Genomic DNA, 16,277 nt, shown 5'->3' with positions numbered 1-16,277 from the left:
GAGCGCAGCGAAATCCGGGACTTCGCGCTGACGATACGGCGGCCCCGGATTGCGCTGCGCTCCATCCGGGCTACGAAGACGCAGCGCGAACTCCTACAACGCCTCACCCTTCAGCAACCGCGGGATCTCACCGGTCAAACCGGCGGCCTGGCGGATGAAGAGGTTCTTCAGCGGCGGGGCGCGGTCGACGAGGCCGAGGCCGATGTCGCGCACCGTGCGCAGCAGCGTCGACTGGTTGGAGAACAGGAAGTTCAGCGAGTTGGTGGCAACGCCCATCGCCATGGTGTCGAAGCGGCGCCAGCGCTGATAACGTTCGAGCACGTCGACGCCGCCGAGATCCATGCCGAGCCGCGCGGCATCGACCACGACTTCGGCCAGTGCTGCGACATCCTTCAGCCCCATGTTGAGGCCCTGGCCCGCGATCGGATGGATGACATGCGCGGAATCGCCGACCAGCGCGAGACGCTCGGCGATGAAGGAGCGCGCCACGAAATAGGACAGCGGGAACGCGCGCGGCTTGTCGAGCGCCTTGACCTCGCCGAGATGCAGGCCGAACCGGCGCTCGAGCTCGCCGTGGAACTCCTCGTCGCTCAACGCGATGATGCGCGCGGCTTCGCTGCGGCGCTCGGTCCACACTAGCGAGGATCGTTTTCCCGAGAGCGGCAGGATCGCGAAGGGACCCGCGGGCAGGAAGTGCTCCTCGGCGCGGCCGTCGTGATCGCGCTCATGGCCGACGGTGACGACGATGCCGGATTGATCGTACTCCCAGCCATGGGTGACGATACCGGCGCGCTCGCGCAGTTTCGACCGCGCGCCATCGGCGGCGACCAGCAGGCTTGCCGCAATCACGCTGCCGTCGCCAAGCGTCACGTCGACGCCTTCCGGGCGCGCGTCATAGGACGCGACCGTCGTGGCGCGGAGATCGATGCCCTCGGCCTCGGCCCGCACCACCAGCGCGTCGATCAAACGGCGGTTCTCGATCATGTGCGCAAAGGGCTCGCCGGGCGCGACATCGCCGGCAAAGTTCAGAAAAACCGGACGGGTGGCGTCTTCCAGCTTTGAATCGGTGACGACCATGTCGAGGATCGGCTGCGCCTCGCCCCTGACGGCGTCCCAGGCGTCGATGGCCTCGAACAGGCGGCGGCAGGCGGCCACGATCGCGGTCGCGCGCGGGTCGCGGCTCGGACGGGTCGCGAGCGCGGGGTCGGCGACGATGACGGGAATCTCGGGCCCGAGCCCCTGGCGCAACGCCAGGGCCAGCGCGAGGCCGGCAAACGCGCCGCCACCAATGACAATGCTACCCTGTACCGGCATACCAAATTCCTGGCTCACACTTCGGCTTTTCCAGGCCTTGCTAGCAGACTTGAGGTGGGCGAAACAGTGCGGTGAAACAAGGGCGGAACTGCCTCATTCCGTCATTCCGGAGCGCGCACAGGCGCGAACCCGGAATCCAGAGGTTATCGGCTCGTCATTCCGGGGTCATCGCTGTCGCGATGCCCGGGAATGACGAGATCCTTCGAAAGCACCATCATGTCCAAAGGCCTGATCGACCTGATCTCGATTCTCGACCTCGAACAGCTCGAGGTGAATCTGTTCCGCGGCAACAGCCCGAAGACGAGCTGGCAGCGGGTGTTCGGCGGCCAGGTGATCGGGCAGGCGATGGTTGCGGCCTGCCGCACGGTCGAGGGCCGGCTGCCGCATTCGCTGCATTGCTATTTCATCCTGCCGGGCGATCCGCAGATCCCGATCATCTACCAGGTCGAGCGCCTGCGCGACGGCAAGAGCTATTCGACCCGTCGCGTCACCGCGATCCAGCACGGCAACGCGATCTTCTCGATCATGGTGTCGTTCCACGCCGACGAGGAGAGCGCGTTCGATCATCAGGACAAGATGCCCGACGTGCCGCCGCCGGAAAAGCTGACGGCGGAGGAGGTGGCGAAGCAGCCGATGTTCAAGGAGATGCCGGAGTTCATCCGCCGCTACTACGAGTCCGATCGTCCGATCGAGCTGCGCCCGGTCGAGCTCGGCCGTTATTTCGGCCAGAAGATCGAGGACGGCCGCATTCACGTCTGGATCAGGACCGCGGCGAAGTTGCCCGACGATCCGGCGCTGCACATGTGCGCGCTGGCCTATGCCTCGGATTTTTCGCTGCTCGACGCGATCATGGCACGCTACGGCCGCACGCTGTTCGACAAGCGCATGATGCCGGCGAGCCTCGACCACGCGATGTGGTTTCACCGCCCGTTCCGCGCCGACGAATGGCTGCTCTACGCGCAGGATTCGCCGAACGCACGCGGCGGCCGCGGCTTGACCCGCGGCTCGATCTTCAAGCCCGACGGCACGCTGGTCGCCTCCGTCGCGCAAGAAGGTTCTGTGCGCGAGCGCAAGTCCTAGAGCCCAGGCGCGAGTTCGTCGCGCCTGGGATTTGCGATCAAGCTCCGAGCGACCCGCGCGGCGCGAGCTCGGTCTGCGATGCAAACCAGTTCATGATCCAGCGATACACCCACGGGATCGGGATGATGAGGCTGGACAGGATCGCGGCGACGATGCCGCGCCAGAGAATGCCGAGACCGCTGCCCTTGAACACGATCTCGCGGCGCGTGCCTTCGATGCTGCGGCAGAACCAGCGCATCTGCGCCGCGGCGACCCAGGCCCAGCCGATGATCGTGATGATCGAGATCGCGAACAACAGATTCCAGCCGATATAGGCCCAAGCTGAGCCGGAGAAGCTGAGCCCGAGCGGCTGCCCGTTGGAGGCGAGGTTCGCGACCATCCATTTGATCAGCAGCCAGTAGAGCACGATCTGCGCGATGAACAGCAGATTGCTGAGCAGCGCACTGCCGATGACGCCGATCGCGATCGCCAGAACGATGAAGCCGAAGAACCAGGGCACCAGCGTCATCGCATTGCCGGTGAAGCTGAGATTGGGCCGGCCGGGCACCTTCACGCAGGACACGATCCATTTCGTGTACCAGACGAACACCCATGGCACCGGAATGATGAGGCACATGCCGATCAGCATCACGATGCTGCGCCAGGTGAACTCGAGGATGCCGAAATCGACCGCCAGCGCTCCTCCGCCGCCGCCGCCACCACCAGCGTAGCCGGCGCCAGCGTAACCACCGGAGCCCATCATCGGCGGACCGCCGGCCGGCATCATCGGGGGCGCACCGCCGCCGCCGATCAGGCCGGGGATTTCGGCGGCCTTCTGCCAGCCGGCCATGCCCTCGGACCACACCAGCGTATCCGGGCGCACAACTCCCTGCGCGACCAGGTCGCGGAATTGCCCTTCCGGATAGGGCCCCTGTTGCTTGCCCTCGGATGCGTAGAACCAACTCGCCATGAAGCGTCCCCCTCAAACATATTTTGTACCGGCCGGGACGCTTCGGTTCACCGCATCCATGCCAAAAACGCATTGTGAAGGATGAACGGATGCCCTGTACAGAGGCGGCGGTTCACATGGCCAAACGTTTTTCCGCTTCAGTCTGCAAGTTTTTTATGCCATTTGCCCGGAAAGATGCCAGATTGACGCTGCGCCGGGGACATACGGCGTGGCGCATCCCCGGGGAATAGGCCTGACCATGAAACTCGTCGTCGCGATCATCAAACCCTTCAAGCTCGATGAAGTCCGCCAGGCGCTGACCGCGATCGGCGTCCACGGCATGACCGTGACCGAGGTGAAGGGCTACGGCCGCCAGAAGGGTCATACCGAGATCTATCGCGGCGCGGAATATGTCGTGAACTTCCTGCCGAAGCTGAGGATCGAGATCGCGGTCGCCTCCGACGTCGCCGACAAGGCGGTCGCCGTGATCACCGCGACGGCGCGCACCGGGCAGATCGGCGACGGCAAGATCTTCGTCACGCCGATCGACCACGCGCTGCGCATCCGCACCGGCGAAACCGACAGCGACGCGCTTTAAGGTTTTTTGTTTTGATGCGTTTTCTTCACGCGAACCGGTATCCACTTCGCTCGAAAACGCTTTGATCCTTCTTCGATCGCACCGGGCAACGACGCCACAGCGTGCGACGCCAATTGATGCCGGGGGGAATGACATGGCGGGATTGTTGCGCCGCGCAGCTGCTATGGCTGCGCCGCTCGGATTTGTGACGTTTGTTGCGGCGCCCGCATACGCCGCGGGCTCCGAGATCAACACCGCCGACACCGCCTGGATGATCGTCGCCACCGCGCTGGTGCTGATGATGACGATCCCCGGCTTGGCGCTGTTCTATTCCGGCATGGTGCGCAAGAAGAACGTGCTCGCCACCATGGCGCAGAGCCTCGCCGCGGTGACGATGATCTCGATCCTCTGGGTGGCGTTCGGCTATTCGCTCTGCTTCGTCGGCGACGGGCCTTGGATCGGAACGCTCGACCGCTGGTTCCTCGCGGGCATGACGATGGACAGCGTCAACCCGGCGGCGAAGACGATCCCGGAAGCGCTGTTCATGCTGTACCAGATGACCTTTGCCATCATCACGGTGGCGCTGGTCGCGGGCTCGGTCGCCGACCGGATGCGATTCTCCGCCTATCTGGTGTTCTCGGTCGCCTGGTTCATCTTCGTCTACATTCCGCTGGCGCATTGGGTGTGGGGCGGCGGCTTCCTCGCCAGCATGGGCGTGCTGGATTTCGCCGGCGGCCTCGTCGTGCATCTGTCGGCCGGCACCGCCGGCCTCGTCGCCGCCAAGGTGATGGGCCGCCGCCACGGCTACGGCACCGAAAATCTCTCGCCGTTCGATCTGTCGCTCGCGGTGATGGGCACCGGCCTGTTGTGGGTCGGCTGGTTCGGCTTCAACGGCGGCTCGGCAGGCGCGGCCAATTCGCGCGCGGTGCTGGCGATCATCGCGACGCATCTTGCGGCCTGCTCCGGCGCGCTGACCTGGGGCGCGATCGAATGGTCGACCCGCCGCAAGCCGTCGGTGCTCGGCATGATCTCCGGCGCGGTCGCGGGGCTCGGCACGATCACGCCGGCCTCGGGCTTCGTTGCGCCCTGGCATGGCATCGTCATCGGCATCGTCGCCGGCGCGGTCTGCTACTGGGCCTGCACCTGGCTCAAGCACCGCTTCAACTATGACGATTCCCTCGACGTGTTCGGCGTCCACGGCATCGGCGGCCTGACCGGCACGCTGCTGGCCGGTGTGTTCGCGACCAGCGCGATCGGCGGCACCGCCGGCCTGATCGAGGGCCATCCGCAGCAATTGCTGATCCAGCTCTACGGGGTCGCCGTCACCTTCGTCTGGGCGGCCGGCGTGAGTTTCGTCCTGCTCAAGCTGGTCTCCCTGTTCGTGCCCCTGCGCGTATCCCGTGAGCACGAGCTGGAGGGACTGGATATCTCGCAGCACGGAGAAGCGCTTCAGTAATCGGGGGCTTGCGCGACACATAAGTAAATGCTTATGTGTTGGCATGATCGAAGCCGACATCTTCAAGGCACTGGCCGACCCGACGCGCCGAAAAGTCTTTGAGAAGCTCGCCGGCGGAAGCCTGAATGCCAGCGCTTTGCGCGACGGTTTGGAGATCAGCCAGCCGGCGATGTCGCAGCATCTTTCGGTGCTGCGCGCGGCAGGCCTCGTGCGCGAACAGCGACAGGGCCGCTTCGTGAATTACGAAGTCGACCCGGACGGAATCGTGGCCATCGGCACATGGCTTGCGCGCTACCGTGCCTACTGGCCGAAGCGCATGGAAGCACTCGCCGATCTCCTCAAGGACATGGATCAATAAGGACTGGGATCAATGAGCGACGCCGCGAAGCCTGATCGTCCCGACGAAGCCCTGGTACTTGAATTTGATTTCGATGCGCCGCCAGCAAAGGTCTGGCGCGCCGTGACCATTCCGGCCTTGCGCGAGCGCTGGTTGCCGGATTGCGACCTTGCAGGCGCCGAGCCTGAATCAACGATCGCAGGCGAAGAGGTGCGCTACCGACTTCGCGATTCAGAGCCGCCGTTTCGCGAGAGCCACGTCATCTTCCGGATCGAGCCGAACGAGGACGGCGGCACACGCTTCCGCATCATCCAGCAAGCCTGCGAAGAGCAAACAAAGCTGCCGCAGCCGGCCAACAGCAATTGCTGCCTGATGCGCGCGGCGGCTTAAACACCAACAAGACTTCGTCACCTGCAAACATGGAGGTCGCCAATGCGCGACATGCTTCAGCTCGTCCCTATGGTCGTCGAACAATCCGCCCGCGGCGAGCGATCCTTCGACATCTATTCGCGACTCCTGCGCGAACGCATCATCTTCCTCAACGGCGAGGTCAATGATGCGATGTCCGGACTGGTGTGCGCGCAATTGTTGTTCCTGGAGGCGGAGAATCCGAACAGGCCTATCAATCTCTACATCAACTCCTATGGCGGCGTGGTCACCTCTGGTCTCGCCATGTACGACACCATGCAGTTCATCAAGGCGCCGGTTCATACGCTGTGCATGGGCACCGCGCGCTCGATGGGCTCGTTCCTGCTGATGGCCGGCGAGCCGGGTCACCGCGCCGCGCTGCCCAATGCGAGCCTTCACGTGCATCAGCCGCTCGGCGGCTTCCAGGGCCAGGCGTCCGACATCCTGATCCATGCCAACGAAATGCAGGAGACCAAGCGGCGCATCACCCGGCTCTACGCGCAGCATTGCGGGCGCACCGACGCGGAGGTGGAACGGACCCTGGACCGCGACCACTTCATGACCGCGCAGCAAGGGGTCGAATGGGGATTGATCGACCGGGTCTTTGCGGAGCGCGAGGCCGCCTGACGATTCAGGCCGGTTTCGCGCATCCAGTGAGCAGGCCGAGGGCCGGTTCGATATTTCGCAGGGCGGCGGGGTCCTTTGTCAGTCCCCTTCTGTAATTAAATACCTTCGTGCTGCCCGACACGTGAGCAGCAATTGTGTCGACAGCCTGTCGTGCCCGCTTTTTGATCAGGCGTGACCACGTTTTGAGCGCGACGTAATAGCGCACTGCACCGCAGCACGCGTCAAACGCGAAAACACCCGTTTTCATAGTCCGTTAGGCAACGCGCCCGATCTGGCACGGCATTTGATTCTAAGGGTGCTGGCTGTGCCCGCGTAGTGAACTTCTCCCTCGTGGCGAACCAGTCGAGAAACGCCCGGCCACGTCCGGACCGGGCCAAGCGGGGATAGGACCCATGAAAATTGTTATGGCGATTATCAAGCCATTCAAGCTGGAAGAAGTCCGTGACGCCCTGACCGCCATCGGCGTTCACGGTCTCACGGTGACGGAAGTCAAGGGATATGGCCGCCAGAAAGGCCATACGGAAATCTATCGCGGTGCTGAATACGCCGTGAGCTTCCTGCCCAAGATCAAGATCGAGGTCGCTGTCGCCTCCGACCAGGTCGACAAGACCATCGACGCCATCACGTCCGCCGCGAAAACCGGGCAGATCGGCGACGGCAAGATCTTCGTCATCAACCTCGACCATGCGGTTCGCATCCGCACCGGCGAGGCCGATGCCGCGGCCCTTTGATTTCGCGCTCAACCTTTACCAATCAGGAGTGAATAAAATGACGTTTAAGCGTCCCTATGGCGCGGGATTGGCGGCTCTCGCAGTCGGCATGTTCGCTGCGACCGCGGCCTATGCCGAGCCAACGGTCAACAAGGGAGACAACGCCTGGATGCTGACATCGACAGTGCTCGTGCTGTTGATGACGATCCCCGGCCTCGCGCTGTTCTACGGCGGCCTCGTCCGTTCCAAGAACATGCTCTCCGTGCTGATGCAGGTGTTCTACACCGTCTGCGTCGTCACCGTGATCTGGGCCGTGTACGGCTACAGCCTCACCTTCACCGGCGGCTCCGACTTCATCGGCGGCTTCTCCAAGGCCTTCATGATGGGCGTCACCACCGACTCGAAGGCCGCGACCTTCTCGGTCGACGCCAACATCTCGGAGCTCATCTATATGTGCTTCCAGATGACCTTCGCGGCGATCACGCCGGCCCTCATCGTCGGCGCCTTCGCCGAGCGCATGAAGTTCGCGGCAATCGCGCTCTTCATCCCGCTCTGGGTCACGCTGATCTACTTCCCGATCGCGCACATGGTCTGGTACTGGCCCGGCCCGGACATGATCCAGGACGCTGCCAAGGCACTCGCTGCTGCCACTGATGCGGCTGCGAAGACCGCGGCGCAGGCCAAGCTCGACGAGATCAACGCCGACGCCGGCTGGATCTTCAAGAAGGGCGCGATCGACTTCGCTGGCGGCACCGTGGTGCACATCAACGCCGGCATCGCAGGTCTCGTCGGCGCTCTGCTGATCGGCAAGCGCGTCGGCTACGGCAAGGAGCTGATGGCTCCGCATTCGCTGACCATGTCGATGATCGGCGCCTCGCTGCTCTGGGTCGGCTGGTTCGGCTTCAACGCCGGCTCCAACCTCGAGGCCAACGGCGGCGCAGCCCTCGCCATGACCAACTCCTTCGTCGCCACAGCGGCCGCCGCGCTGTCGTGGATGTTCGCGGAGTGGATCGTGAAGGGTCACCCGTCGGTGCTCGGCGTCATCTCCGGCGCTGTCGCGGGCCTCGTGGCCGTCACGCCTGCCGCCGGCTTCGCCGGCGTGATGGGTGCGATCGTCCTCGGCCTCGTGGTCGGCGTGGTCTGCCTGTTCTTCTGCACCGTCGTGAAGAACGCGCTCGGCTACGATGACAGCCTCGATGTGTTCGGCGTGCACTGCGTCGGCGGCATCGTCGGCGCCCTCGGCACCGGCATCCTCGTCAATCCGGCGCTGGGTGGTGCGGGCATCATCGACTACACCGCGATCCCGCCGAAGGTTGCCGATTACGACTTCGCGGCGCAGATGATCTCCCAGCTCTGGGGCGTCTGCACCACGCTGGTGTGGTCGGGCATCGGTTCGGCGATCCTCTACAAGGTCGTCGATGTGATCGTTGGCCTCCGCGCCAATGTCGAGACCGAGCGTGAAGGCCTCGATATCACCGAGCACACCGAGCGCGCCTACAACATGTAACTCTCCTCCCGGGCGCGGCCTCCGCGGGGGCCGTGCCCACAACTACGGTTTGGGGCACATACCCGGCAATGTCCCGACCGTTGAGGGGCTCCAGCGCAAGCTGGAGCCCCTTTCTTTTTGGCGCGCCGCATCGTCGCAGCGGCCACGCCTGCACCAAGCCCAAATTGCATTGTCCCGAAACTGGTGAATATCATGCTCCCGTCCGGAGCACGGTCTCATGAGCCTGTTGCGTTTCGTGGCTTTGTGTTTGCTGTCGCTTGCCCTGTCTGCCCTCGACGCCAAGGCCGACAAGCGCGTTGCGCTGGTGATTGGCAACGGCGCCTACCGGAACGTTCCCACGCTCGCCAATCCGACCAATGATGCGGCCGACATCGGCGCGGCGCTGAAGCGATCGGGATTCGAGCCCCTGGTCGCGACCGATCTTGATCAGGCCGCCATGCAGGACACCGTTCTTCGCTTTGCGCGCGAGGCCCGCGGCGCCGACGTCGCCCTGTTCTATTACAGCGGACACGCGCTGCAATTCGCAGGCGTCAACTATCTGGTGCCCGTCGATGCCGTCGTGCGCGACGAGGTTGATCTGCGGCGCCTGGTGCGCGCCGACGAGATCCTGGCGGATTTGCAGCAGGCCAAGAACCTGCGCATCCTTGTGCTCGACGCCTGCCGCGACAATCCCTTCGCGGACGAGCTCCGGCGAAACATCGGGCAGGGGCGCGGCGTAACCGTCAGCCGCGGGCTGGCCAAGATGGAGAGCCCGGAGGGCACCATCATCTCCTATGCGACCCAGGCCGGTCGCACGGCCGACGACGGCAAGGGCCGCAACAGTCCCTATACCAGCTCGTTCCTGGAGCACATCAGCGACAGGGACAACATCAATACAGTGTTCCAGACCATCGGCGCCGGCGTCTACAAGCGCACCAAGGGATCACAGGTCCCGGAGCTGTCGTTGTCGTTCTTCGGCGAGTTTTACCTCAATGGCAAAGCCGAACCCGCGGCGCTGACACCATCTTCACCTCGGACTGACCCTTGCGCAGAGGCCGCCGACCATTGGCGCGGTGCGGACGCGCTCGGGACCATCACGGCCTTCAAGGATCATCTGCTTCGCTTCCCGTCCTGCGCCTTTGCAGACCTGGCGAAATACCGCATCGAGCTGCTGTCGAAATCCATCGACAGCGCAAAGCGCCCGACGACTTTCGACGGAACCTGGATCGCCAACGAAAGCTGCGAGAGCAAACCGCCTTTTCCGGAAGCCCATCGCCAATATGTCTTTCGCATCAAGGAAGGAGTGCTGCACACGGTGCTCGGGGACGAGGGCAAGCCCGGCTCTGTGAGTTATGACGGCAAGATCGAAGCGGACGGCAACAGCACTATCTCCGTCAACGGTATCATTGGCGACAAGGATCCGCTGAATCGCGCCGCGGGCTCGTCCTATCGATACAAGATCGTGCTCGAACTGAAGGCTTCCAAAGGGGCTGGGGTCCGCACGGAAACCTATTGGCCGTGTCGCTACGACTTTTCAAAGGTATCAGCGCCAAGCGGAGAATCCGAGCGGAGGCAGCCCGACCCGAAGCGCGCCGCAAAGCGCAATGACAATGCGGCTGCTGCGCCTTCCGATCGGCGCGACGGCGGACAGGCCGCGCCGGGCGGCAACGGGATGAGCTGCTCCACGATGCGCAGAAATTGCGCGGTGGCTTGCGTCAGTTTTGGCGGCCAGCCCAATTGTGGCTCAACCTTCTGCGTGCGGCAGGAAGCGGAATGCATGAGCAGCGGATGCTGGAGAAGTCGAGCTTTCAACGGCTGCGGCATCGCCAAGCGATAGGCGTAAGGCATTCTCCGCAGCCTTCCCATCGAGAACGCCATGTTCTTTTTGACCGTTGCGCAAAAGAAATAGATTGCCATTTCAGATTGCCGGCGCAGAAATATCGACCACAACGAAAAACAAATCGGGAGGTCATCATGCGTTTGGAAGGCGGATGCTATTGCGGCGAAGTGCGCTACGTGGCCGAAGGCGATCCAATGATGCAGGCCCAGTGTCATTGCCGCGAGTGCCAGTACATCTCGGGCGGCGCGCCCAACACCTTCATCGCGATGCCGGCGGCCGGCTTCAGCTACATCACCGGGCAGCCCAAGCAATTCACGCGCAACGATCTCGAACGCGCCGTCACGCGCGAATTCTGCGCCGAATGCGGCACCCATCTGGTGACCAAGGTTCCGGGACTGCCAGCGGCGATCCTGAAGGTCGGCACCCTGGCGAGCCAAAGCAGTTCCATCCGCAGATGGCGATCTACACCTGCGACAAGCAGGAGTTCCATGCGATCCCTGCGGGGATGGCGACGTTCGAGAAATTGCCGGGGCACTAGGCGCGCCCATATCCGGAAACTCGTCATGCCCGGGCTTGCCCTGGGCATGAACGTTCCTGGGGCGTGGCAGGAAGGCCGTGGATGGCCGGGACAAGCCCGGCCATGACGAGACCCAGGCCCACCCCGCATCCATTGTACGCGGCCTCATTATTCCCGCTCTGAACGGGCCGGACCTCAAATCCAGGTCACGGAAATGACTCTTGATGGCGCGGAAAGCCGATGGTTAATCGCGTCTTAACCTCGCCCTATCTATGGTGAAGTGAACCGCTTCCCGCCGGCGCCTTGGTGCGACCGGCTGTTCCAAGAGTGCTGGCGTCCAGAATGGCTATAACCGCTTCATCCCGTGCGCCGCAGGACAGTGGAAGCTCCGATAGCGAACGCTCGCCCTTCGTCCGGCTGAACGAGCTGCTGGCACCCCATCAGCCGGGTAAACCCTTGATTACGCTTGCAGTCGGCGAGCCCCAGCATCCCGTGCCTGACTTCGTCGGCCCGGTGCTGGCCAAGCACATCGCCGATTTCGGCCGTTACCCCGCGAACAAGGGCACCGACCCGTTCCGGAACGCCGCCGGCGCCTGGCTGTCGTCGCGCTTCAAGCTGCCGCGGCCGCTCGACCCCGAGAACGAGATTCTCGTCCTCAATGGCAGCCGCGAGGGGCTGTTCCTCGCCGCGATCGCGGCCGCGCGCTATGTCGGCCCGCGCCCCGGCAAGCCCGCCATCCTGATGCCGAACCCGTTCTATCCGGTCTATGGCGCCGGCGCCCGAGCCGCGGCCTGCGAGCCGGTCTACCTGCCGACCACCGTGGAAAACGGCTTTCTGCCCGATCTCGATGCCATCGACGAAGCGACGCTGGCGCGCACGGTGGCGTTCTATCTGGCCTCGCCGGCCAATCCGCAGGGCTCGGTCGCCAAGCCCGACTATTTCAGGCGGTTGAAGCAGCTCGCCGACCGCTACGGCTTCGTGATCCTCAGCGACGAGTGCTATTCCGAGATCTACACCCGCGAGGCCCCGGGCAGCGCGCTCGAATGCGCCGGCCCTGATTTCACCCGCGTGGTTGCGTTCCAGTCGCTGTCGAAACGCTCCAACCTGCCGGGCCTGCGCGTCGGTTTCGCCGCCGGCGACAAGCGATTCATCGGCATGTTCCTCGAACTGCGCAACATCGCGGCGCCGCAGGTGCCGGTGCCGCTCCAGCATGTCGCGACCGTTGCCTATGGCGACGAGGCGCATGTCGAGGAGAACCGCAGGCTCTACCGGATCAAGTTCGATCTCGCCGACCAGATCATCGGCGATCGTTACGGCTATCGCCGGCCTGACGCGGGCTTCTGCGTCTGGCTCAACACGTCCGCGCTCGGCGACGACGTGTCGATCACGCTCAGGCTCTTCAAGGAAGCAGGCGTACGCGTGGTGCCCGGCAGCTATCTGGCGCGGCTCCAGCCCGACGGCTTCAATCCGGGCGCAGGTTTCATTCGCCTTGCGCTGGTGCAGGATGGCGAGACCACGGCGCAGGCGCTGCACCGCCTGGTCGAGACTCTGGGTTAGGCGGGGCCCATGAGCATGTCGGCAATCGAACGTGTCATTCCACTGGTCGGCCATCTGCCACCGTCGATCCGCGAGGGGCTGGCGCGGCGTATGCGCGAACTCACCGGTTTCGGCCTGATTGCATTGTCCGGCGTCGCCTCGGCCGCGCTGATGACCTGGTCGGTGCAGGATCCAAGCCTCAGCCACGCGACCTCGCGGCCGATCCGCAACATTCTCGGCTATGCCGGCGCGATCGGCGCCGACCTTGCGATGCAGATCCTCGGGCTCGGCGCGATCATGCTGGTCCTGACGGTCGCGGTCTGGGGCTGGCGCATGATGACCCATCGCCCGTTCGACCGCGAGGCGCTGCGGCTCGGTTCCTGGATTCTCTGCACCGTGATCGCTGCGGGCTTTGCCAGCTGCTGGCCGCATGGCGGCGCCTGGCCGCTGCCGACCGGCCTCGGCGGCGTGGTCGGCGATGCGCTCGTACGCGCGCCCGCGGTGATTTTCGGACCGGCGGGCACGATCTATCGCATGGTGCTGGGCACGATCCTGTTCGCCGCGATGGGCGCGACCTTCCTGATCGCCTGCGGCCTCGGCGCGCGCGCGCACGACGACGAGTTCGCGGAGATCGAGGACGACGACAAGCCGCTCGACGAAGACGAGGAGAGCGATCGCGGCTCGGTGTCGCTGGGGTGGCTGTTCCACGCATTGATGAGCACGAAGGCGCGGCTGATCTGGCTGCTCGGCACCGCTTACCGCTCGCTGGTCTCGAGCGGACCGAAGACCAAAGCCGTTGCGTTCAGCCGCCAGGAGCCGAATCTCGGCGCCGGCCGCGCCGCGCCGTCGATCTCGCCGCAGTCCGAAGACGAAATTGACGAGGACGAGCACGAAGAAGAGGAAGACGAGGAGGAGGAAGAGGAGGAGCCGGCCGCGCGCGCCCCGCGCAAGAAGGCTGCACCAAAGGCCGCTTCCAAGAAATCCTCCGACAAGTTCGAGCTTCCGTCCGTGTCCGTGCTGGCCGCGCCCAAGGCGGGCGATCGCCAGCCGCTCAGCAAGGCTGAGCTGGAAGCCAATTCGCGTTCGCTCGAAGGCGTGCTGCAGGATTTCGGCGTGCGCGGCGAGATCGTGAAAGCCAATCCGGGTCCCGTCGTCACACTGTACGAGCTGGAGCCGGCGCCCGGCATCAAGTCATCGCGCGTGATCGGTCTCGCCGACGATATCGCCCGTTCGATGAGCGCGCTGTCGGCACGCGTCGCCGTCGTACCCGGCCGTAACGCCATCGGCATCGAGCTACCGAATGCGCATCGCGAAAAGGTCTATCTGCGCGAGCTGCTGGTCGCCAAGGAGACTGTCGATTCGGTTGCGAAGCTGCCGCTCTGCCTCGGCAAGACCATCGGCGGCGACCCCGTGATCATCGACCTCGCGCGCACGCCGCACATGCTGATCGCCGGCACCACCGGGTCCGGCAAGTCGGTCGCCATCAACACCATGATCCTCAGCCTGGTCTACCGGCTGCGCCCGGACCAGTGCCGCCTGATCATGGTCGATCCGAAGATGCTCGAACTCTCCGTCTATGACGGCATTCCCCATCTGCTCACGCCTGTTGTGACCGACCCGAAGAAGGCGGTGGTCGCGCTGAAATGGGCCGTGCGCGAGATGGAAGAGCGCTACAAGAACATGGCCAAGCTCGGTGTGCGCAACATCGACGGCTACAATACGCGCCTGCTCGAATTGAAAGCCAAGGGCGAGGAACCGACGCGCACTGTGCACACCGGCTTCGACAAGGAAACCGGCAAGGCGATCTACGAGGAAGAGAAGCTCTCGCTCGACCCGCTGCCCTACATCGTCATCATCGTCGACGAAATGGCCGACCTGATGATGGTCGCCGGCAAGGACATCGAAGGCGCGGTGCAGCGTCTCGCGCAGATGGCGCGCGCCGCCGGCCTGCATGTGATCCTCGCGACGCAACGCCCGTCGGTCGACGTCATCACCGGCACCATCAAGGCGAACTTCCCGACCCGCATCGCCTTCCAGGTGACGTCCAAGATCGACAGCCGCACCATTTTGGGCGAGATGGGCGCCGAGCAGCTGCTCGGGCAGGGCGACATGCTCTACATGGCGGGCGGCGGCCGCATCAGCCGCGTGCACGGACCTTTCGCGTCGGACGAGGAAGTCGAAAAGGTGGTGCGTCACCTCAAGACGCAGGGCCAGCCCGAATACCTCGAGGCCGTCACGGCCGAAGAGCCGACCGAGGACGAGGACGGTGGCGCCGTGTTCGACGCCAGCGGCATGGGCGCGGATGGCGGCGGCGATCTCTTCCAACAGGCCGTGGCCATCGTCAAACGCGACCGCAAGGCCTCGACCAGCTACATCCAGCGCCGGCTCCAGATCGGCTATAACCGCGCCGCTTCGCTGATGGAGCGCATGGAACTCGAGGGCATCGTCGGACCCGCCAACCACGCCGGAAAGCGCGAGATTCTGGTCGAGGAAGAAGACAGCCACATGTGAGGCGAGCCGCCTCTGAACATAATTTCACGCAAAATCGATATCTGCAGTAGCGAAATCACGCTAAAAGGGCGCCCAGCCACACAGGACGACGCGTTGATCAGACATCCGGACATTCGATTCGCTGCCACCATCGCTGCGCGAAGCGCGCGTATGGCCGGCGTGCTTCTCGTCACCGCCKCGATGGTGACCGCGGCGTCGTTCGCGCAGACCGTGCCTGTGCCGAAGCCCGCGCCGAAGGGCCGCGATGGCGGAGGCCCCGCTGTCACCGGCGCGACCCAGACGCCGCCGAACCCGGTCATCCCGGATCCGCGCCGCAACGTGCCGACCAGCATCTTCCAGACCTTCGACGCCAACCAGAAGGCGCAGGCGGCCAAGGTCAGCGCCTATCTGTCCTCGCTGTCGACGCTGGTTGGAAATTTCGTCCAGGTCGGCCCCGACGGCAGCAAGACGCAGGGCGACTTCTACATCCAGAAGCCCGGCAAGGTGCGCTTCGAATATGACGCGCCGAGCCCGATCGACATCGTCGCCGACGGATCCTCGCTGGTGGTGCGCGACCGCAAGCTCGCGACCCAGGACGTCTATCCGCTGTCGCAGACGCCGCTGCGCTTCCTGCTGTCCGATCGCATCGACCTGATGAAGGACACCAATGTCGTCAACGTCTCGGCTGATGACGTCTTCGTCAGCGTCACCATCGAGGAGAAGCAGGCGCTGGTCGGCACCAGCCGCCTCCTGCTGATGTTCGGCGCCAAGGACGGCCAGTTGAAGCAGTGGACCGTCACCGACCCGCAGGGCTACGACACCACGATCGCGGTCTACAATCTCGATGCGGGCAAGAAGCTCGATCCTGCCATGTTCAAGATCGATTTCACCAATTACGGCCCATCGCCGGGTTGAAAGCTCTACTGCCGTAGGGTGGGCAAAGGCGCATTAGCGCCGTGCCCACCATCTCT

14 protein-coding genes and 1 pseudogene are annotated in these 16,277 nt (G+C 64.3%); 13 read left to right on the top strand and 2 right to left on the bottom strand.

Annotation, left to right across the window (positions count from 1 at the left end):
• Nucleotides 1-93: 93 nt before the first annotated feature.
• Nucleotides 94-1,314: a ubiquinone biosynthesis hydroxylase gene (locus AC1DW2_RS29730; protein WP_477007796.1), complete on the bottom strand. Its 1,221-nt coding sequence runs from the start codon at nucleotides 1,312-1,314 to the stop codon at nucleotides 94-96.
• A 216-nt stretch (nucleotides 1,315-1,530) separates the two neighbouring features.
• Here AC1DW2_RS29730 and tesB point away from each other — a divergent pair, with 216 nt between their 5' ends.
• Nucleotides 1,531-2,394, top strand: a complete 864-nt coding sequence (gene tesB / locus AC1DW2_RS29725) for an acyl-CoA thioesterase II (protein WP_477007818.1) — start codon at nucleotides 1,531-1,533, stop codon at nucleotides 2,392-2,394.
• A 37-nt stretch (nucleotides 2,395-2,431) separates the two neighbouring features.
• Here tesB and AC1DW2_RS29720 read toward each other — a convergent pair whose 3' ends face one another.
• Nucleotides 2,432-3,343, bottom strand: coding sequence for a DUF4339 domain-containing protein (locus tag AC1DW2_RS29720; protein WP_477007795.1), 912 nt, complete (start codon nucleotides 3,341-3,343; stop codon nucleotides 2,432-2,434).
• A gap of 238 nt (nucleotides 3,344-3,581) precedes the next feature.
• Here AC1DW2_RS29720 and AC1DW2_RS29715 point away from each other — a divergent pair, with 238 nt between their 5' ends.
• The 12 genes and pseudogenes from AC1DW2_RS29715 to AC1DW2_RS29660 all read left to right on the top strand — a co-directional run bounded on the left by AC1DW2_RS29715 (nucleotide 3,582) and on the right by AC1DW2_RS29660 (nucleotide 16,221).
• Nucleotides 3,582-3,920 (top strand): P-II family nitrogen regulator, encoded by a 339-nt coding sequence (locus AC1DW2_RS29715; RefSeq protein ID WP_008142802.1) that lies wholly within the window; start codon nucleotides 3,582-3,584, stop codon nucleotides 3,918-3,920.
• 133 nt (nucleotides 3,921-4,053) lie between these two features.
• Nucleotides 4,054-5,355 carry an ammonium transporter gene (locus tag AC1DW2_RS29710; protein ID WP_063980296.1) on the top strand — a complete coding sequence of 434 codons (1,302 nt, stop codon included), beginning with the start codon at nucleotides 4,054-4,056 and terminating at the stop codon, nucleotides 5,353-5,355.
• 43 nt (nucleotides 5,356-5,398) lie between these two features.
• The gene (locus AC1DW2_RS29705) at nucleotides 5,399-5,713 is read left to right on the top strand and encodes an ArsR/SmtB family transcription factor (RefSeq protein WP_014490770.1); all 315 of its coding nucleotides are present in this window, start codon (nucleotides 5,399-5,401) and stop codon (nucleotides 5,711-5,713) included.
• A gap of 12 nt (nucleotides 5,714-5,725) precedes the next feature.
• The gene (locus tag AC1DW2_RS29700; RefSeq protein WP_135213952.1) at nucleotides 5,726-6,082 is read left to right on the top strand and encodes an SRPBCC family protein; all 357 of its coding nucleotides are present in this window, start codon (nucleotides 5,726-5,728) and stop codon (nucleotides 6,080-6,082) included.
• Between the two features lie 42 nt (nucleotides 6,083-6,124).
• A complete protein-coding gene (locus tag AC1DW2_RS29695) occupies nucleotides 6,125-6,727 on the top strand; it encodes an ATP-dependent Clp protease proteolytic subunit (protein WP_354241289.1) in 603 nt (200 codons plus the stop codon).
• A 392-nt stretch (nucleotides 6,728-7,119) separates the two neighbouring features.
• Nucleotides 7,120-7,458, top strand: a complete 339-nt coding sequence (locus AC1DW2_RS29690; protein WP_008142813.1) for a P-II family nitrogen regulator — start codon at nucleotides 7,120-7,122, stop codon at nucleotides 7,456-7,458.
• A gap of 37 nt (nucleotides 7,459-7,495) precedes the next feature.
• Nucleotides 7,496-8,944 carry an ammonium transporter gene (locus AC1DW2_RS29685; protein ID WP_085403070.1) on the top strand — a complete coding sequence of 483 codons (1,449 nt, stop codon included), beginning with the start codon at nucleotides 7,496-7,498 and terminating at the stop codon, nucleotides 8,942-8,944.
• Between the two features lie 217 nt (nucleotides 8,945-9,161).
• The gene (locus AC1DW2_RS29680) at nucleotides 9,162-10,760 is read left to right on the top strand and encodes a caspase family protein (RefSeq protein WP_477007794.1); all 1,599 of its coding nucleotides are present in this window, start codon (nucleotides 9,162-9,164) and stop codon (nucleotides 10,758-10,760) included.
• Nucleotides 10,761-10,897: 137 nt separating this feature from the next.
• Nucleotides 10,898-11,301, top strand: a pseudogene (locus AC1DW2_RS29675) (GFA family protein).
• A 321-nt stretch (nucleotides 11,302-11,622) separates the two neighbouring features.
• Nucleotides 11,623-12,837 carry an aminotransferase class I/II-fold pyridoxal phosphate-dependent enzyme gene (locus tag AC1DW2_RS29670; protein WP_354118395.1) on the top strand — a complete coding sequence of 405 codons (1,215 nt, stop codon included), beginning with the start codon at nucleotides 11,623-11,625 and terminating at the stop codon, nucleotides 12,835-12,837.
• Nucleotides 12,838-12,846: 9 nt separating this feature from the next.
• The gene (locus tag AC1DW2_RS29665) at nucleotides 12,847-15,327 is read left to right on the top strand and encodes a DNA translocase FtsK (protein WP_208083832.1); all 2,481 of its coding nucleotides are present in this window, start codon (nucleotides 12,847-12,849) and stop codon (nucleotides 15,325-15,327) included.
• A gap of 150 nt (nucleotides 15,328-15,477) precedes the next feature.
• Nucleotides 15,478-16,221 (top strand): outer membrane lipoprotein carrier protein LolA, encoded by a 744-nt coding sequence (locus AC1DW2_RS29660; protein ID WP_477007793.1) that lies wholly within the window; start codon nucleotides 15,478-15,480, stop codon nucleotides 16,219-16,221.
• Nucleotides 16,222-16,277: the final 56 nt, after the last annotated feature.

This window comes from Bradyrhizobium sp. P3_C3 (assembly GCF_056402655.1).
The sequence above is the reverse complement of the archived record's forward strand: the minus strand, read 5'-3'. Positions and strand labels throughout refer to the sequence as shown.